General features: G+C 57.1%; 15 protein-coding genes. 1 reads left to right on the top strand and 14 read right to left on the bottom strand.

Going from position 1 to position 19,091, the window contains the following annotated elements:
- Positions 1–4: 4 nt before the first annotated feature.
- From ASC90_RS19095 to ASC90_RS28965, 8 genes are all read right to left on the bottom strand, one after another.
- Positions 5–1,435, bottom strand: a complete 1,431-nt coding sequence (locus ASC90_RS19095) for an MBOAT family protein (RefSeq protein WP_056543543.1) — start codon at positions 1,433–1,435, stop codon at positions 5–7.
- A gap of 3 nt (positions 1,436–1,438) precedes the next feature.
- Entirely contained in the window at positions 1,439–2,959 is a 1,521-nt protein-coding gene (locus ASC90_RS19090) for a right-handed parallel beta-helix repeat-containing protein (protein ID WP_056543539.1), read from the bottom strand.
- Positions 2,952–4,391: a mannose-1-phosphate guanylyltransferase/mannose-6-phosphate isomerase gene (locus ASC90_RS19085; RefSeq protein WP_082519983.1), complete on the bottom strand. Its 1,440-nt coding sequence runs from the start codon at positions 4,389–4,391 to the stop codon at positions 2,952–2,954. The genes ASC90_RS19090 and ASC90_RS19085 overlap by 8 nt, the downstream gene beginning before the upstream one ends.
- Positions 4,388–5,509: a hypothetical protein gene (locus ASC90_RS19080; protein ID WP_056543533.1), complete on the bottom strand. Its 1,122-nt coding sequence runs from the start codon at positions 5,507–5,509 to the stop codon at positions 4,388–4,390. Before ASC90_RS19080 ends, ASC90_RS19085 begins: the two co-directional genes overlap by 4 nt.
- A gap of 13 nt (positions 5,510–5,522) precedes the next feature.
- The gene (locus ASC90_RS19075) at positions 5,523–6,986 is read right to left on the bottom strand and encodes a glycosyltransferase (protein ID WP_056543530.1); all 1,464 of its coding nucleotides are present in this window, start codon (positions 6,984–6,986) and stop codon (positions 5,523–5,525) included.
- An 11-nt stretch (positions 6,987–6,997) separates the two neighbouring features.
- Entirely contained in the window at positions 6,998–8,317 is a 1,320-nt protein-coding gene (locus ASC90_RS19070) for a nucleotide sugar dehydrogenase (protein ID WP_056543527.1), read from the bottom strand.
- Positions 8,318–8,560: 243 nt separating this feature from the next.
- Positions 8,561–9,259, bottom strand: a complete 699-nt coding sequence (locus ASC90_RS19065) for a response regulator transcription factor (RefSeq protein ID WP_056543525.1) — start codon at positions 9,257–9,259, stop codon at positions 8,561–8,563.
- A gap of 962 nt (positions 9,260–10,221) precedes the next feature.
- The gene (locus ASC90_RS28965; protein WP_056543522.1) at positions 10,222–10,527 is read right to left on the bottom strand and encodes a DUF6790 family protein; all 306 of its coding nucleotides are present in this window, start codon (positions 10,525–10,527) and stop codon (positions 10,222–10,224) included.
- Between the two features lie 278 nt (positions 10,528–10,805).
- Here ASC90_RS28965 and ASC90_RS19055 point away from each other — a divergent pair, with 278 nt between their 5' ends.
- Complete coding sequence (locus tag ASC90_RS19055) at positions 10,806–11,477, top strand: HAD family hydrolase (protein ID WP_056543519.1); 672 nt, start codon at positions 10,806–10,808, stop codon at positions 11,475–11,477.
- Positions 11,478–12,257: 780 nt separating this feature from the next.
- Here ASC90_RS19055 and ASC90_RS19045 read toward each other — a convergent pair.
- The 6 genes from ASC90_RS19045 to ASC90_RS19020 all read right to left on the bottom strand — a co-directional run bounded on the left by ASC90_RS19045 (position 12,258) and on the right by ASC90_RS19020 (position 18,978).
- Positions 12,258–13,163 carry a sugar phosphate isomerase/epimerase family protein gene (locus ASC90_RS19045; RefSeq protein ID WP_056543513.1) on the bottom strand — a complete coding sequence of 302 codons (906 nt, stop codon included), beginning with the start codon at positions 13,161–13,163 and terminating at the stop codon, positions 12,258–12,260.
- Between the two features lie 81 nt (positions 13,164–13,244).
- On the bottom strand, positions 13,245–14,183 hold the full coding sequence (locus tag ASC90_RS19040; RefSeq protein ID WP_056543700.1) for an ABC transporter substrate-binding protein: 939 nt from the start codon (positions 14,181–14,183) through the stop codon (positions 13,245–13,247).
- A gap of 65 nt (positions 14,184–14,248) precedes the next feature.
- Positions 14,249–15,232: a ribose ABC transporter permease gene (locus ASC90_RS19035; RefSeq protein WP_056543509.1), complete on the bottom strand. Its 984-nt coding sequence runs from the start codon at positions 15,230–15,232 to the stop codon at positions 14,249–14,251.
- A 25-nt stretch (positions 15,233–15,257) separates the two neighbouring features.
- Positions 15,258–16,802, bottom strand: coding sequence for a sugar ABC transporter ATP-binding protein (locus tag ASC90_RS19030; RefSeq protein WP_056543506.1), 1,545 nt, complete (start codon positions 16,800–16,802; stop codon positions 15,258–15,260).
- Positions 16,799–18,208: a hypothetical protein gene (locus tag ASC90_RS19025; RefSeq protein WP_056543503.1), complete on the bottom strand. Its 1,410-nt coding sequence runs from the start codon at positions 18,206–18,208 to the stop codon at positions 16,799–16,801. Before ASC90_RS19025 ends, ASC90_RS19030 begins: the two co-directional genes overlap by 4 nt.
- On the bottom strand, positions 18,205–18,978 hold the full coding sequence (locus ASC90_RS19020; protein WP_056543500.1) for a DeoR/GlpR family DNA-binding transcription regulator: 774 nt from the start codon (positions 18,976–18,978) through the stop codon (positions 18,205–18,207). The genes ASC90_RS19025 and ASC90_RS19020 overlap by 4 nt, the downstream gene beginning before the upstream one ends.
- Positions 18,979–19,091 lie beyond the last annotated feature (113 nt).

Below are 19,091 nucleotides of genomic sequence, written 5' to 3'. Positions count from 1 at the left end.
ACCCTCAAAATTGAAAATAGAGGAAAGGAGTCTGGCTTGTTTCCGCCAGCCTCAATATGGTGACCGTGGCGAGCAGGGAGAGCAGCAACGGCATTGCGAGCGGCTGGCGTAGAACTGCAGCGCCGTCACCAGCCGGTGTTTCGATATTTACCTTCCTGTATGATCCAAGCATCGGCTCGATGGCCACGACGAAACAGGCAACGACAAGTGTCAGTATTGCCTCATGCGTGATATCGAGAAGAATGTCCGGACGTACTGCCACCCCATTCTGGCCTAGCATCCCGCCATAAATGGCAAAAGCATCGTTGACGCTACCCGCACGAAACATCACCCACCCCAGCAGCACGACAAGTAACGTCATCGGAAGAGCGATCCGCTTCGTATCTGCGATCCTGCTCCAGCCACTCGCACGCTCAAGCGCCAGCCATCCCCCGTGCCATCCGCCCCAGAGCACGAAAGTCCAGTTTGCCCCGTGCCAAAGGCCGCCAAGAAGCATCACAAAAATAAGATTGAGATAGGTACGCGCCGAGCCGAGCCGGCTGCCGCCTAACGGGATATAAATATAGTCGCGCAGCCAGCTCGACAGGCTGATGTGCCAGCGACGCCAGAATTCCGTTATGCTGCGGCTGACGTAAGGGGTGTCAAAGTTTGGAGCAAATCGGAAACCGATCATCAGCCCGAGCCCAATCGCCATGTCGCTATATCCTGAAAAGTCAAAATAGAGCTGCATCGTGTAGGCAATAGCGCCTAGCCAAGCTTCGATCATGGTCGGATGCGCGCTGGCAAATACTGTGTTCGCAATCGGCGCGATGGGATCTGCAAGCAGTACTTTTTTTGCAAGGCCGATGACGAACAACGAGGTGCCGTCGGTAAATTTCTCCAGCGTATGCTGTCTGGATTGAAACTGACCAGCGAGATCCCTGAAGCGAAGAATGGGGCCCGCAATCAGCTGTGGAAAAAGCGCCTTGTATGCGGCAAGGTTGATAAAGTTGCGGGTCGCAGGCGTGTCACGCCGATAGACGTCAACCAAGTAGCTAATCGACTGGAAGACATAGAAAGAAATACCGATTGGAAGGATAAGGCGCCAGTGAACACCAAGGCCTTCGGCATTTGTCCCCATCAGTTGAGCAAAGCTGTCAATGAAGAAATTCAAATATTTGAATACGCCGAGGACAGAGAGGCACCCGGCAATTCCAACAGTTAGAAAAACCTTGGCATAGCGACTGCCAAGATTGCGCTCGACCAAGATTGCAAAGACATACACCCAAACAGTCGTTGCGAACAAAAGAGCAAGGAAGTCCATGCGCCACCACCCGTAGAAGGCATAGGACCCCACAAGGATCGTGACGGAGCGGGCAGCCATAGGCGTCAAATAATAGACCAGCAGGAAAACCGGCAGGAATAAAAACAGGAATACTTCAGAGGAAAAGACCATGACCTATCCCTTCCTTCCCGCACAGGCCGCAAGGTCGACCGCTGAAAATGCTGACAGAGCGGATTGGCTGTCGATTGTTTTTCCAGAGATGCGGAATTCGCCATGACGCCTCGCAGCGCCAAAAGCTAGCAACTGGCCAACACTGCCTGCAAATTCGCCCGTGGCCAGGCGAGGTATTTGCCTGTCGAAATCATTCCCGCTCAAAACAACGGATCCCACCGTTGATCCAGCCAGGCCCGCGCGATTTTCGGTGAACGCATTTCTGACTACTACGAGAGGCATGTCGTGATCCTGGTCGTTGACTGAAAGACCGGCAACGCCATTGCCTGCGAGGCGGTTTTGGCGAACGCTGCTGTGAAGCGCCATGCGCATGGCAACGCCTCTGGACCCGTTGCTGATGACCGCGTTTTGCTGCACGGTCACACAGGCTGCGGTATCGATAGCGATGCCGGTCAAAGCCGATAGGGCAACGATATTGTTGGATATTGCAACGAACGTCGAACCGCCGGTTACAAAGATCCCATTTCCTGCTCCTCCCACAATGAGATTGTCCGCAATTGTGACGCCGCTCGAACTGCTCAGCACTTTGATGCCATGCGAGCCGAGATCACCGGCGATAATGTTTCCTGCGATGCGCACGTCGCGCGTAGCTCTCAAAACGATCGCCGTCGCTGGGCTGTCGAGAAAGCGATTGCCCAGAATATTCAGGCCGCTGACGTCTATCAGGCTGAGGCCCGTGACATCCTGGAACAGACTGCCCTGCACAATCGAAGGTCTGTCCGAGTTTGCCAACTGCGGGCGCGTAAAAGCGATACCTGCGGTTTCGGCGGATGCGTCGAAACCAAGACTGATGAGACGGCTGCGATCGATTGTCGTGGTGCCGCCAAACGTGGTCAGCAGGAACGCCCGAAACGTCGAAGTGCCTCGTCCGATCGCTTGCAACGTTGCGCGATCAAGAGTGAGCGCTCCGGCATTCACGATGAACGCACCCTTGGCATTGTCCATCTTGAGAGTTTCGCCGGGCAGTATCTTTAACTCTGCTCCGCTCCAGATGAAGATCGGCGCATGTGCGATGACCCCTCCAGGGGTTGCTTCGAGATACCCGTCATGGCCAAGCGCTTCCAGTTCACGCCTGACATCTCCGAGCCGGAAAGAACCGCTCTCAATGACGATCGCACCGATCCCCTCAGGAGGCTGCGCGGCGAGAACCGATGTCACGAACTCAGCGCCGGCTAACGGACCGATGCGGCGAACAAGAATGTCGACTGCAGATCGGCTGATCCGCTTTTGGCGGCTTGAGGCCGACATACCACTTTGCAGTTCCAGTGGCGGTGGTACGTGAACTTCGCCAAACGCTTCAGCTCGCGAAAAGACTCCAGGCACATCGATGGCGAGGTCCCGCGCGTCGCGCGCCAAAGCCAGGACCGGTTGGTCCTTGTATGCAGGTCCTGTGTCAGTCGCCGATGACGACGTTGCCGCTCCGATGATACCGAACAGGATGGCTAGCGTCGACCAGCTAGGCATAGCCAACCATCCTGCAACCCGTTGCGATCTGTGTCAGAGATGGCGCCACGACGCCGGCAATCACCATACCACAACTGATTTCGACAATTTCCGCAGCACTGTCTGCATTGTTAAAAAGCGTCGCGCTAGTTGCTGGATCGATCATCGCCGAGACGCCGGCGGTAAGCTGATCCAGCGGCTGATTGCCATCAAGGGTGACGCTACCCCGGATCACCACCAGCACGCGCGACACGCCCGCTTCCCCCGTCAGGGTCACCTGTTTTCCTGGATCGACCGTGAGCAGATCCATCGCGAATCCCACGCCCGCCTGCAGGGTCTTCATCCCGCCCCAGTCCGTGACCTGGCTGCGGTGGCTTTCAGCTTCCCGGCGCTTCAGCGAGACGAGATGTTCAACGAGCTTCTTGACGTCCTGCGCACTGGCCCTGTTGGTGACTAGGAGTGCGTCATCGGTATCCACAACAACGACGTCGCTCATGCCGACCACCGCAACGAGGCGATCACCGCCGCGAACTAGAGAGCCGCGGGTGTCCAGCAAGAGAACATCGCCCGACGTGACATTGCCGCTCTCGTTCTTCAAGCCGATCGAGTGGATGGAGGTCCACCCCCCCACGTCGTCCCACTCAATTGCAGCCGGTGCCAACGCGATATCCCTGCACTTTTCAAACACAGCCATTTCCGTGGGTTGGCTGATAGCTTGTGCAAAGAAGCGCTCTTCTAGACGCAAGCCGCTTTCCCCTGCCAGCGGCGCAGCCAACGCCAAAGCGCATGTGACTGCCTCAAGGGTGACTGGGTCGTGCCGTCGATATTCCTCGACGAGTTTGTCGGCGCGGAACATGCTGATACCGGAAGCCCAGTACGCAAAACCGGTGTCAATCAGCGACTGCGCGACATTGACGCTCGGCTTCTCGATGAACCGTTCGACCCTGTGAAGGCCGGGGTAATCATTAAACTCGCCGCCGTCCATAATGTAGCCGTACCCCTTTTCTGCATAGGTCGGATGAATACCGAACGTTACGATCATTCCGTCCAGGGCCGCGCGGTACATCCGCGCTATGACGCGGTTCAGTTCGCCTTGAATCACGTGATCGGAAGGAAGGACTACGAGAACGGCGTCCGGCTTGGCCGCCAATAGGTAGAGCGATGCGGCAAGGACGGCTGGCCCCGTATTTCGAGTGACCGGCTCAGTGATGATATGTGCTTTGCATTGTATCTCACGCAGCTGACGACCCACTGTCTCCACATGTCTGGCGTTCACACATACGATGGGATCGGAGAAAATTTGAGAGCGATGGCGCTGGATCGTGTTCTGAAAAAAAGTCAGCGTTCCAGCTCCGTCAATTGGTTGGAACTGCTTGGGCTGATGAGCCCGGGACAGAGGCCAAAGACGAGTGCCGGAACCGCCGCACAGGACAAGAGGATGAATGTGAGTCATTTAACACCTCCCTCGATTTGCCCAATCGGAATCGAGATGACGTTGCGGATGGATCGCAGCCATTGGGGTGTGCTGTCCAATCGAACGCTCACAGGCGATCCTGACTGTAGACCGGGCACCTGCTGCAGCGGGACCAACGTTACCGCCGCTGATTGACCATTTCCAATCGCTTCGCGGTCAATTTCAACCTTTGCAGGGCTGGACGTGCCGGAGGAGGTTGCAATGATCGCTGTGGCGCCGACAGCGAGGTGGCGAAAGTCGGCGCCCGTGAAAGCAGTGCGGACCACCAAGGGTGCTCCCGGTTTGCTCACGAAGAGAACTGGCTGGCCAGCAACCACGGTCCCGCCCTTCACAAGCGCTGCTGTCTCCACATTGCAATCGCACGGCATTGTAGCCGTCACGGCAACACCACTCGACGCAAGGATCGAGTAAGCTGGCTTTCCGAGCGCCGCGTGAGCATCTAAAAAGTCAAGCTGCCCCCCTGCGGTTGCGGTCATCGTTAAACTCTGCCGGTAGACGACGGCCGGTGCCTCGACATCGGTTATGAAAAGGCGGTCACTCAGCAGCCACGCTGCAACGACAAACAGTCCAGCCGACGCAACTGTGACCACGCAGGCGCCCAGCACTTTTGACAACCATGCTGATCTCGATTGTTCCGCTACGCTTGCGCTGAGTTTGCCTTTCGGCCGGCTGCTTTCAGCGACAAGCAGGCCGTTGATGGCGATAAGGTCGCCAGCAAGCCAGGAATTCAGGATGTAGCGCAACTGGGGCATATGCTGCCCGGTGGGCTCGCGATACCGAAGCGTAACGGCTCCCGTTTTACTGTCAGCAGCCAGAATCGTCACATCGATTGGAAGGGACAACCAGAAGCTCCCAAAATTGAAGCGAAAGATCGCTATTTTGTGAGCGCCGGGCCAATTTGCGCCGACGATTCCCGTTGCACTGGCGGCGACCACGGACAGCAAAGAGCCTTCATATGATCTCCCGTCGATAGTCACCGAAAAGGGCAGCCGCACGCGCGGATGCTCGGTGCCATCGGTGAAATCGAGTAAACTGTCGCGGTCCGCGTCCGACGATGTCGGACTGGGATTGTGGTCAAGTTGATCAAATGTCGTCATGTGAAACTCCAAATCAAATTTTGGCGCTTGAAATCACGAAAGCTGTGAACAACAACCATCCGCTCGCTAGAATGTGCACATACGTCGATGACAGTCCGCGAAGGCGCTCGGAGGCGGATTGAATGCGGCGGGACGACCCCGTTGTTTGACGCGTCCACCTTTGTCGGTCGAGACGAAAGAGCACGAAGCTTTTGACGAGTGCCCCGCCGATCTGACTGAAATAGAGAAGAAACGGATAGGATATTGGGAAGGACGGTCGAAACGTCGCCAACAGGCAGCAGTTGATGTACCGCGTGAACATGACCCACGCGACATAGATTGGCAGGACCAATGGACTCACGAGCACCATTGACATAAGCACCGTTGCAGGTCCGAAAAGCGTGGTCCACATCGAGATGCGTTGGTCCAAAAGCGACCACCACGTGAAGACGCCAATGCGTCTTGGACCGAGGGCCAGTGCTCTACCATTCGTCCTCAGCATGTTGCCGAACCAACGAAGCATCAATGCAACAGCGGAGTCTACAAACCGCGGTTTCGGTTGGCTTTCCATCGAAATAGAGCGCACGTCGGGCAGGTAGGCCATTTCATAGCCGTTCTTCAACAGCCAGAACCAGGTCGATTTGTCGTCACCAGTGAGAAACGGAACCCTGCCAAGACGCCAGTGTTCGAGCGAGTCGTGCTGCACGCTCTCGATAAAATCGGCGTCGCAGGCAAGAGACGCGCGGAATATCGACAGTCGCCCGGTTAGCGTCAGAACGCGCCGTGACAGCCCCATCGAAGCCATCATCATATGGCGCTGCGTAAACCGTAGAGTAAACCAGTCACGAAAGAGCTTCGAATCGCTGATTTCGCAATCTTCGTCGGTGGTAATCGCGCCTAGCCGAGGATCAACGAAGAAGGGCGCACACGCCTCAACGACACCTTCTGGGGGGCAGCTGTCGCCGTCGACGAATACCACGATATCATCGCTTGTTGGGCATTGCCTCGAAATGATCCGCAAGGAAGCGGCCAACGCGTCGCGTTTGCCCGTCGCCGGTATTCGGTCAACGATCAACCCAACGCCTATTGCGTTTTGCTGCATCAGCGAAAATATCCGCCGAACCAAACGCTCATCAGCAACGTCCACCACGGAGGCAACGATCGTTGCGCCGCCGCGAGATGCGGTCGCTGCGCGGAAAATTGCCCGGTAAACACGCAACGTCACATCGACTTCGACCTTGTAGGTCGTGACGACAAAGAAGGCATGGGCAGGTCTGTTGCGTGCCGCATAGTCTTTGGTTGCGGCTGCTCGTCTGGCTGGATGCACGAGGTGGATAAAAAGCTTCGCCCTGGCAAAATTTACACCACCCCAACCATAGCGCCAAATCCCCAGCGTTCCGATTGTCAGCACCAGCCCAGCATTCTCCGCGAGCGGGTGCGCTGGCACGGCAGTCGCAATGCTCAAGAATACCAGGATGTAGAGGAGGTGACCAAGCATACACGTCTCTCCTACCAGCAAATCCCCTCATAGAGGCCGCCTGACCGCAGATCCGGTAGGATGCGCGTAAGGTCGACAAGACTCTTAGCCGTCGCAGCCCTTGCCAAGGGCTCGACGGTCTCTTCGTAGCGATTGCCGACCAAGAGAATGTCGGCTTCCTCGATCAATTCTTCGATTCCAGCAACCAGTCGTTCTCGAAGGTCCGGGACCTTGCCATTGCCGCGCCCGGATCCACCCATGTCGCTCTGATAGGCAAATCTGACACTCGGGTCATAGACCTTTAAGCCGAAGCCCTTTGAGATCAATCGCGAGGCAAGTTCAGCCAGCGGACTCTCCCGCAGATCGTCGGTCCCTGCCTTGAAGCTTATTCCGACCATCCCCACGGATCTGCCGCCGCTGCTGTGGACCAGTTTTTCGGCCCTTTCGATTTGGCGCGTGTTTGCTTCAAGTGCCGAATTCAGCAACGGCGTCGGAACACCGCGCTCATGCGCTATATGGCGCAGCGCGCGTACATCCTTTGGGAGGCAAGAACCACCAAAGGCAAACCCTGGACGCATAAAATAAGGCGACATGCTCACCTTGTGATCGGAGCAGAGGACTTTCATGACCAGTTGGCCGTCTATCCCACAGCTCTTGGCGATGTTGCCGATTTCATTTGCGAATGAAATCTTGATCGCCCGCCACGAATTACTTGTGTATTTGATCATTTCCGCGCTCGCTAGCGGAACGACGCTGCACTTGCAGGGAAGGCCGTGATTGAGGTCGCGCAGGACATTCTCAGTGATCAGGTCAAGGGCCGCAAAAACGATGAGACCGGGATTGTAGCTGTCATCAATAGCCGTACCTTCACGTAGAAACTCGGGATAATAACCGACCCCGAAATCCTTTCCCGCCGCTAGGCCCGAAACCCGCTCAAGGATTGGTATGCAGACGCCCTCCATTGTTCCTGGGACAATCGTGGACCGGACGACAACGGAGTGGAACGAGGTCTTTCCACGCAAAGCAACGGCAACATCGCGGCAGGCTTGCTTGACATAATCCAGTCCCACCGAGCCCTCGGCCGTACTCGGTGTGCCCACGCAGATGAAAGTGACGTCGGTATCGGCGACTGCAGCGTGAACATCCGTCGTAGCTGACAGCCGCCCGCGTTCGACGTTGCGCGCGAGCAGTGCGGCCAGTCCAGCTTCGACAATCGGCGGCTCACCCACAGCGAGTTTCGCCACTTTCAAGGGATCGATGTCAACCGCAACAACTGTGTGCCCATCCTCTGCAAGGCAGGCACCGGATACGGCACCGACATAGCCGATGCCCAATATGCTGATCCTTGACATGTCACATCCCTCACTCACCACGAGCACAGCTGCTGCTAAATCGCACCGCATCAAAACAATCACCATGTCGTTGGGCTTGTCAGGCGCAAGCGAACGTTATGCTGGAGTGAAAAGAAATGAAGTCAGGAAAAGCAGAATAAATGTAGGGAAAATGCGAAGCTTTGATATATAATTCAAAGCATCACTTCAGGACACCATAGAATTATGGCGTCACATATAGTAATTATTAAAAGTAAATGTGCTTTAGGTGCTGTATATGTCGAACCAGCCCCTTGAGGCGCCATATTTTACTATGGATGCTCGGCTGGAGAGGCTCAGTTTGTCGGCCCCACGCGCTTTGTATGTCTCGACTGTCTTCGTGCTGACGTGAATCTCGGCGGCGATCTCTTTGGTGCTGAATCCATACGCAAAAAGCTTCAGCACTACTTCCTCTCGAGCGCTGAGGTTTCCCTCAGAAATACGCTCGCCCTCCTCGGGGCCGGTGTTGATCCGCGAATGGAAACTGCGAATGTCGAGCGCTGACAAGCTATTGAAGACAGAGGCGCTGATATAGTGACCGCCTTGCGAAACAAGGGATATCGCTTTGTAAATCTGGTGATAATCATCGTTGGTGAATACGATGTTCAACATGCCATCGACGTAGATCTCGTCGACCCGTCGCGCAATTGAGGGATCCACTGCGTAGATGACTTTGAACGTCGCCGTACGTTCGGCATTCGACAATCTCCGCACGGCCCTGCCGACTACTAAGCCGGATTCACTTGCGACCTCACAAATGACAACCGTTGGAAGCGTCCGGCTGATAAAATCTGGAATTGATTCCTCGTTGCGTTTCGTGTCAACGAAACACATGGAAGGATCGGCCAACAGGCTCGACCGAATAGTTTCGGACAATCCCGCAGGAGCGCAAATGGCCGAAATGCGACTTTTGTTCGGTGCCATGAAAGTTCCTCGATTAAGACGAAACTTCCTCCCAGGCGTAGCTCGGAATTACTAAGCATAGCCAGATGTATACAATACATCCCCTTCAGGTATGCGCTGTAATCGAGAACCGCCTCCATAATTTTAAATTTCAGTTGCCATGTCAAGGGATAAATAGCCGACCATTGTCAGCAGCCATATACCAATTTGGGATTTCAGACACGCAGCGAAAGCGGAAACAATACTTTAAGGCAACCTTTCTTACTTTCGACACTTGCAAATAAACCTCTATGCCTGCATTGACCCATCAAGTGCCCAGGCATGTTCAACGGGATGATGAACGTCGGATCGGCGGCGAAACGGCTCTTGATAGTCCGGGCCAACCCTCGGTGATCACATTCGTCCAATCCCGTAACTTTGCGACCTGTTTGTCGCATGCTTGATCGCCAAAGAGATACGAGCAAGTGAGTCGGTGTCGGACAACCGACCAACGGCCAACGTCGGTGAAACGTTCGCGATCTTCTCCTTCCTGAGGTTCACTGATGATCACAATTCTGTCCGAAGCCTCAACCGAGCGAGCGCCAGACTCTGCGAATGTCTCGCCCGGAGGGAACCTTTTTATCGTTCAGTTGTTTGGTCAGGTGGCTACCAACGGAGTCCTTCCTCCGGGCCACGCCTTTGGTGAAGGGCCTGTGTCTCCCAGGCCGGGCCTTTCATCTTCCTGCACATCAAAGGAGATCGTGATGGCCAGTGCATAGTTGGACGCAGGATTCACCGGATCACCTGCTGACCAACCTGATGGCATGCAAAAGCCACAAGAACGGCCACCGACGCGGTAAAGCGTGAATCTAGCGCTTGGTAGCTGGAGCCACAGACCACCCGCACACGGCCAACACAGTCGCCTTCGCGATCGGCGCTCTTGCTTTCGGACTTGGATACATGATGGGACACTCGGCCGGCAAGTCGGAAAGTCGCTACTGGCGTCAGGTGAAACAATCGCTGCAGATAGTTAGCCTTTCCTGGACCATGGTCCACACACCACGATCGGTAACCGCTTCATTCGCTGGAGCAGGCTCGGCGTATTCAATCGGATTTTGGCTGAGCTGACCGCCAAGCAGGGCAAGCCAGAGCAGTTGATGATCGATGCCCGAATACTCATGTTTTAAGCTCGCCGTAGGCCACCGCCTGTGCTGCAACCACAGCAGTAAGGCTCCAAACAACGGAACTACAATGTCCATCCAGAAAAACACGCCAGCGTTGCCCGGCGCGAAATTGTTGACTATTGCCATTTAGTAGATATGTCCGGCCACCGCACCGACAGTGACCTGAGGCAGCTATCTCTGTCTTTTGTTCTTCATACTTGGGCTGCAATTCAGATCGCACATTTTCAAGACTGACCTCCTGAGCGATGGCAGGAGAGGTCAACAGGGAAACGAGCCAGATAGCGGATAAGAGTTTCCTATCATCGCGCCTGTTCCAAAACTTCGGACGGCTTGCCGCCCTGATACGCCATGTCATCATAGCAGAACCCACGCTCAGGCCGCGGACTTCTCAAGGAGATCCTTCAATGTCCCAGTTGCTCACAGGTTTCGACAAGCCTTACGCCGCCTTCCTGTTCGATATGGATGGCACCATCCTGAACTCGCTGGCCTCTACCGAACGTGTCTGGGGACGCTGGGCGGAACGACACGGACTGAACGCTACCGAGTTCCTTCCCACCATGCACGGCTCTCGGGCCGTCGATACGATTGCCCGGCTCAACTTGCCCGGCGTCTCGCCCGAACGCGAAGCTGCAGCCATCACCGAGGCCGAGATAGACGATGTCGAGGGAGTGGTCGCCTTGCCGGGTGCTGCGGTTTTCCTCAGAAGCCTGCCGGTCGAACGGTGGGCGATCGTGACATCATCGCCGCTTCGCCTGGCCCGACGACGCCTGGAAGCGGCCGGGCTGCCTCTACCGGCGGTCATCGTCACGGCTGAGGACGTGGCAATCGGGAAACCGAACCCGCAGTGTTATATTCTCGGGGCGGAGCGGCTTGGGGTGCGCCCAAGCGAATGCCTTGTGTTCGAGGATGTTCGCGCCGGGATTTTGGCTGGCGAAGCGGCTGGTGCCGATGTGATGGTGGTGACGGCAACACAACATCACGAAGAGTCCTACGCGACGCATTCCACCCTACCCTCATACGAGGGTGTGAAGCCAATTCTGTTCAATGACGGCAGAATCGGTATCAGCCGGTCCTGAAGCCACGGCTTCCGCAAAACGATCGCTGCCCTTGAAGATCTATGCAGCTAGATATGCGCAACCACGGAGATCGCAACTGCGACCCAAAACAGGGCGCTAACCTCTGCCGCAACCAAGTAACCAATCGCCCGATCACTCATCAATTCCCTCCACAAGAACCGCTTTCACGTCTACTCCGCCAAGACGTGTCTGTTTCGCCATACGAAGTCTCGCGCCCGCAGCAATTCGACGTAACGGTGTCGAAGAGTTCGGACGTCGATGTCCCCGCGTGCCCACTCCTCCAACCAACTCTCGAATTCCTCGGATGCCTCCAAAGGGAAACCGACGTTTTTGGCACGGTTGAATGCTTTGGCGACAATTGCGCGGCGATATTCAACTGACATCGCGTTCCCTCTGCAAGAAGACCCGTGCATGAACCCTAGTTGTCGAGGCCCCAGCAGCGCCAGCAACCGCCGCGCGAAATGTGTCACCTGCGAGAGATTTTATTTAAGGCGTTGCTAAATTGCAGCATCGCTGACCAGGAACGGCGTTCCTGGATTCTCCGGCGTGTTAGTATCCTGAGGGGATCGACGTGAAGGTCGTGCATCGCGCCGCGACCGGTTCGTCGAAGCTCCGGCGAGGTGAAACCACGACGGTCGATATACTGCAGCCGTTCGCCCGCAGCCACGCCGGCGGATCTCTGATCACTGGGCACAGAGCAAGTTCAGACTTGCACGCCAACGGGGGCCCTGGGGCTGGTGTCCCAAGGCGCTACTTCCACCGCAACGGCTCGGTGATCAGCTAGATAAGGGCTTGAGGCAGGTGGGCCTGTCTTACCAGGTCAGCCTTCAATCGAGCGGTTTCGAGCCCCAACTCGATAAATGTGCGAGCATGCCTTGCAAGCGCGACGTTGTCTGTCCACAGATTCCGCCAGATCGCGGTCTTCAGCGACAAGTCCCTGTCGACGATGGTGGTCGAGAAAGATTCAAACGTGACGTAGTCGTCCCATCCGATTGCGGTCAACGCGTCGAATATCGCCGCGAAGTCGATGTTGCCGGTTCCGAGATAGCCGCGGTGGCTTTCACCGATATGCACGTATCCTATCCTGTCCGCAGCGTGACGAATTGCGAGGCCCACGTCCGCTTCTTCTATGTTCATGTGAAACGTATCGAGATGCAGGAAAACGTTCGAAGCGCCGGTATCGCCAATGTAGGCAATGCCCTGTGCGGCTGTGTTGAGCATGTTGCTTTCGAAGCGGTTGACGATCTCGAGATTGAGCGTCACCCCCGACGCCTTCGCCCGATCAGCCACTCTCGCCAAGGTCGCGACACTTGTGTCCCATGCTTTCCTCGTGAGCGGTCGCTCCTGCTTGCCGTGCGAAGAGCTCAGAATTCCGGCGAGCTTGGTCCCGCCAAGATCCCGCACCAGCGCAACCGCACGATCGAGGATTTCGTTGCCGTTGGAGACGACCGCGGCGTCGTCGCTCGAGATATCGCCCTCCGGCGGCAACCCCATGCTGATGGCAACGTCGAGGCCGAGCTCTTGCACCCGGGACGCGAGCCATTTTACGTCGACCTGTTTCGGATCAAGGTAGGAGAACTCGATGAGCTTGAAGCCGAGCTCGTGCGTTCGCGTGAGGGCTTTCTCCAGTTCGTCTCGGGAGGAGCCGGCACTCCAGACAAACGAATGAACACCGATTTTAGACATGACGGACCGATTCCTGATTTCATCTGGATGCATTCAGCCCGCCGCGCACAGGGCGACGGCGGGCCGCTCGGGAGGGAGACCTTAGCGGGCTGCTGTCCAGCCCTTGTAGTCCTTGATGTTGTCGGCGGTGATCAGTTTCGGATCGAGAAGCACTGTGCTTTCGGCGGGTTTGTTACCCTTGAGGACGTCGACGGCCATCTTGAGAGAGTCGCCAGCCATCACGTATGGATCCTGAGAAGCGGACGCCTTGATCATCGATTTGCCGCTTGCAAGAGACTTTTCGATATCCGGTGCACCATCGACCGCTGTGATGAAGAACTCATTGCGGTTGAGCTGCTTTGCCGCAAGTTCAGCGCCGATGCCGGTCGGGTCGTTGATGGCGAACACGGCATCGATCTTGTCGAAACGGGTCAGCAGCCCCTGCATGACGGCGAGGCCGCCGTCGCGGGAACCCTGACCATTCTGGTCATCCGACAGGATCTTGATGTCGGCGCTCTTGGAAAGGACGTTCTTGCATCCCTGGACGCGATCCACGATCGACGATGATGCAGGACCGTTGATGATGACGACGTCGCCCTTGCCCTTCAATTGATCGACGATGTACTGGCAAGCCTCCTCGCCCGCCTTCACGTTGTTGGTCATGACCGTGACGTCGGCGCCCGGCGCCGACACGTCGAAGGCAGCTACGATGACACCGGCGGCCTGGGCTTTCTTCACTGCCGGTGCGATCGCCTTGGCATCGACGGCGTTCAGCATGATGATGTCGACGCCGGCGGCGATGAAGCTGTCGATCTGCGATACCTGCTTGTTGAGATCGTAGTCGGCGGATACCGAAGTGACCTGTACATTCGGATTGATTTCCTTGGCGCGGTCCTCGATGCCCTTGATGGTCGCGACGAAGAAGGGGTTTCCAAGCAGGCCAACGGATATGCCGATCTTTTCGAGATCCTTGGCAGCGGCCGGCATTGCGATCGACGCGGCCAGTGCGGTGGCCGCGAGCAGTTTAGAGATCATACGCATGCTTTCCTCCATATGGCGCTTCCTGCGCCCTGTTATCCGGTAACCCCGGTTCCTCCAGCCACACGTTACGTGCGGCTAAGCCCTTTCAGCCGATAGCGGTCCAGCGCGACGGCGACGATGATCACAAGCCCCTTGATGATGTACTGCCAGATGTCGGAGACCCCCACGAGGATCAGGCCGTTCGAGAGGACGGCGATTATGAGCGCGCCGATCAGGGTGCCCCAGATGGAGCCGACGCCACCCACGAAGCTGGTGCCGCCGAGGATGACGGCGGCAATGGCGTCCAGTTCGTATGACTGGCCAAGTTGCAGACCGTTCGCCGCATAGAGACGAGCTGCCGACATCACCCCACCGAGACCCGCAAGCAATCCCGACATCGAATAGACGAAGAGAAGGACGATTGGCACCTTGATGCCGGTCAAGCGAGCTGCCTCGACATTGCCGCCCACAGCGTAGATCCAGGTGCCCAGAACGCTGCGCTTGAGGATCACCCAGGAGATCAAAATCGTTGCAAGGGCAATAATTGCCAGCCAGGGGACACCGAGAAGACTGCCATTGCCGATGAAGTCGAATGGAAGGTCCGGATTGAAGACCGTGGTGTCGTTGCCGATAAGACGAGCAATGCCGCGCATTGCCGTCAAAGACCCAAGCGTGACGATGAACGGTGGAAGCTTGAAGAGTGCGATGACCAGGCCATTGGCGACCCCGCATGCCAACCCGACCGCGATCGCCGCAGGAATTCCCAACATGCCGACATCAGGCCAAAGTGACACGATGACGCCGACCATCGCCGATGCCGCCAGGATGGAACCCACGGACAGGTCGATACCGCCCGTCAGGATGACGAAGGTCATTCCCGCAGCAAGCACGGTATTGATCGACGCCTGCTGCATGACGATCGACAGGTTGTTGACGCTCAGGAACCGCCCGCTAAGGAGATGAAAGCCGATCGCCAAGATGACGAGTACCGGCAGCATTCCGAGTGCGGTCAAGGTCGACCGCAGCTTGATCTTGTCGGTTGCTGTCTGTTCGCTCTGCGTTGCGCTCATTACTGTATCTCTCTGTTATCGCGCTTCATGCGTCTCGGTTTGCCGGGCCGGTCGATAGGGCCATGATGGCTTCCTGCGCGATCGGCTGTTCGGGCGATCCGACGATTTCGCCCGCGATGCGTCCTTCCCGCATGACAAGGACACGGTCGGCGATGCCAATCACCTCCGGCAGATCGCTGGAAATGACGACGATCGCGATGCCGCTTTGCGCGAGCTCGTCAATAATTCGGTAGATTTCGGATTTGGCCCCGACGTCCACGCCCCGCGTCGGCTCATCGAGAATGATCGCTCGCGGCTTGGTCTCGAGCAGCCGAGCCAGCAAGACCTTTTGCTGATTGCCTCCGGATAGCGCACCGACGTTTATCGACGTGCTTTTCGTCCGGATCGACAGCGATGTCACAGCGCTTTCGGCACGGCTCTTCGCCTTTGTGAAGTCCAGCAGCCCACCCGAGCGTGCATCCTTGGAAATCACGCCGATGTTGATATTTTCATTGATGGACATGTCGAGAAAGAGACCGAGGCCCTTGCGATCCTCCGTGAGGTAGGCAAGGCCCGCATCAAGAGCGTCGCTCGGGCCTTTCAACGTGAGTTCACGATCGTCCAGAGCAACGGAACCCGACGTTTTATGATCGGCGCCGTAGATCAGCCTCGCCAATTCCGTGCGACCCGATCCGACCAATCCAGCAATGCCAAGGACCTCCCCGGCGCAGGCATCGAATGAACAGCCGTGAACCCGCCGCCCGTCGCCGATATTCTTGACCGACAGGACCACCTTGCGATCGCTCGTTGCCGCCCGATGCTCCTTTTTGTAGAAAGATGATATATCCCGTCCAACCATCATGGAGACGAGACGTTCGGCCGACAGCTCCCCGCGCTCCAAAGTGCCGACATAGGCGCTGTCCCGGAGAACGCTGACACGATCTGCGAGCGCATAGATTTCTTCCATGCGATGGCTGATGTAGATAATCGCGATACCGTGAGCTTTAAGGCCGGCGATGACGTCGAAGAGCTTTTCCGTTTCCCTGCTGGTCAGGGATGTCGTCGGCTCGTCCATGACGATGATGCGTGCATCCGTCGTCAGCGCGCGGGCGATCTCAACCATCTGGCGCTCGCCAAGAGACAGCGTGGCTACGAGCTGGTTCGGCGCAAAATTGATCCCCAGGCGTTTAAGGATCGGCTCGGCGCGTTTCTTGATATCACCGCGGTCGACCAGACCCAACCGCGAGGGCTCCGCGCCGAGAAACATGTTCTGTGCCACGGTCAGGTTCGGGGCCAGCGAGAGTTCCTGATAGATAACCGCGATGCCGTTTGCCTTGGCCTTTACCGGATCGCCGGCAACCGCCGCGCGGCCGCTCACCAGGATACTTCCGCCCGGATCAGCGGTGTAGGCACCGGAAAGCACTTTCATCAAGGTGGATTTGCCGGCTCCATTTTCGCCCATCAGGGCATGGACCTCGCCTGGGTAGACCGTAAGCGAAACATTTGTCAGGGCACGGGTACTGCCAAACGTCTTGCTGATATTCCGCATCTCCAGAACCGGAACGTCGTGTGCGGGTGCGGCGTTGCTCATGCCCTCGCCTCCTTCAGTGCAGTCTCGCTGGAGACATTCAGGCCAAGCTCTTCGACACGCCGCTTCCACTCCCGCCGGTAAGCATCAAGTCCGGCGATCTCGGCAGGGGCGATCCGAACACACTCATTCTTGAAAGGGGACCTGCCAGCCTGCCGGAAGACGAGGGCGGCGGCACCAAATGCGCTTCCTTCAGGGTTGCTGCTTGTGAAAACCGCCTGCTGTCTCAGGGCCGCCAGGATAGGCGCATAGAGATCGGCTTTGAGTAGGCCACCATCGATGACGATGTCGTTTGTCGAATGAATCAGATCGAGGGAAGCATCCGACATCAGCGCAACGTAAAGCAGCGCCACTGCTGCACGCTCCTCACCCGAGACCTGTGGGCCTACGAACATTCCCTCGAAGCCGGGGAACGGTCCACCTGCCGCAAATGACGGCAATGCGAAACAGCCCTTGGCTATGACCGCCTCGATAGCGACCTTCGAGATCGACCTGTTCCATCCGCCACTTGCCACGTCGTATTCGCGACCGCCCATAAACCTGATGGTTGCCGCTGGAACGTGATCCACCGTCACGTTCGCAAGCATGTCACGCTCCCGATCCAGAGCCTCCAGCGGGCATGCCTGGTTGAAGATGATGACCCACGTTCCAGTCGATATCAGTGTGAAGTCATGGAAGCCGAGCGAGCGGTAGTAGTAGAGAGCCGAATTGCTGTCGTGCAGACCATTGTGAACGGCAACGTCGGCGCAGGTGCCATCGGCAATTTCAACACGGTGGGTGCCCAGGACCTCTCCAGCAGCAACCACGGCAGGCATCTTCGACCTCCACCCCTGCTGATAGACAAGACTGCTGAAGTCGTCCGCGTGCGGAGCCCAGAGATGAGAGTGGCATCCGAGGTAGGAGACCTCCGAAGCGACCTTTCCCGAGAACTTCCACGACCAGAACTGCGGATAGGACAGAATGCTATCCGTAGTCTCGAGCAACCTCGGGTCTCGATCCTGCAGCCAGAGAATGTGTCGGCCGTAATTGAAGCCGAGCGGCAGCCGTGGAGAAAAGGTTTCGTCAAAGGGCGGCGTCAGCAGATCGATCCGAGCAGCCACGTCCGCTGGCGGCTCTTGCTCGTAGTCCAGGATTGGGTGGTGAAGCCTGTCGTCCGCGACCAACGCGAAGGTGCAACCATGTCCCGAGAAGATCAGGTGCCGTACACCGTAGGCTTCGACAGCCTTCTTCAGTTCGATGTTCATCCAGCCGAAGAGCGCTTCGTCGTCAAGCACGCGAATGTCACCCACCTCGCGCCAGACCGGTTTGGCCCTTGCCTCCCCCACGACCTCACCGTCACCGTTGATGACGAAAAGCTTCGAGTTGGTCTTCCCGAGATCGAAAACTGCGATGGGACTATGGTCGGTCAATTCCCGCCTCCCAGACTCGCGACGAGAATGTTGATCCCTGCATCTTCCAGCATCCGGGCATTTGTATCGGACAGGCCATCATCTGTAACGATCGTCCCAACCCGCGACAGTGGAAGGACGATGTTCCGGGGCTGGATTGAAAACTTCCGGCTATCGGCCAGGAGTACGATTTCGTCAGCACAGGCGCTCAATTCACCGATCGCCTTCACCAGCAGCGGATGGGATTCCAGAAGCCCCTGGACGCCGATACCCTGCGTCCCGACAAAGAAGCGCGAAGCGAAATAGTCGGGGGTCCCCGCTGAGGGATCGTGGATAATGCCCGGCTCGCGATAAAGCTGCCCGCCCGCGACGCTGAGATGGCAGGTGCCGTGTTCGCCCAGATGGGCCGCCAGCGGCATGGAATTCGTGTAGATGCGCAGATTGCGATGAGCCAGCAAGGCGCCGAGTTGGAAGCATGTGGAGCCGGCATGGACGATGATCGAGTCACCATCACGAACAAGCGAGGCTGCTCTCTGCGCGATGGCGCGCTTGGCCTCGACGGCGATGTCCCGGTTCTCATCGTAAGGGCGGGCTGACAGGCGTCCCGATACCTCGGATGCGGAGATACCGCCGTAGACTTTTTTGGCTTTTCCCGTCTCGTGAAGCTTGTCGATATCCCGGCGGATGGTTGCAGGGGAAACGCCCAGCCGATCCTGCAGATCACGCACAGACGCAAACGGAGTGTCCCGCAGCAGGTCTGTGATGAACTTGTGTCGCTCTGAATCGTTCAATGCACTTCCTCCACCAGCCGCTCCCCGCTGATGATTGAAGATAATCACATGAAAGCGCCTATCGCAAGATAGTATGATGCAGAATCTTCGTGATTGACGATTATCGATCGCAG

The sequence above is a fragment of the Rhizobium sp. Root1220 genome (assembly GCF_001426265.1).
Taxonomy (GTDB): Bacteria; Pseudomonadota; Alphaproteobacteria; order Rhizobiales; family Rhizobiaceae; genus Rhizobium.
The sequence above is the reverse complement of the archived record's forward strand: the minus strand, read 5'-3'. Positions and strand labels throughout refer to the sequence as shown.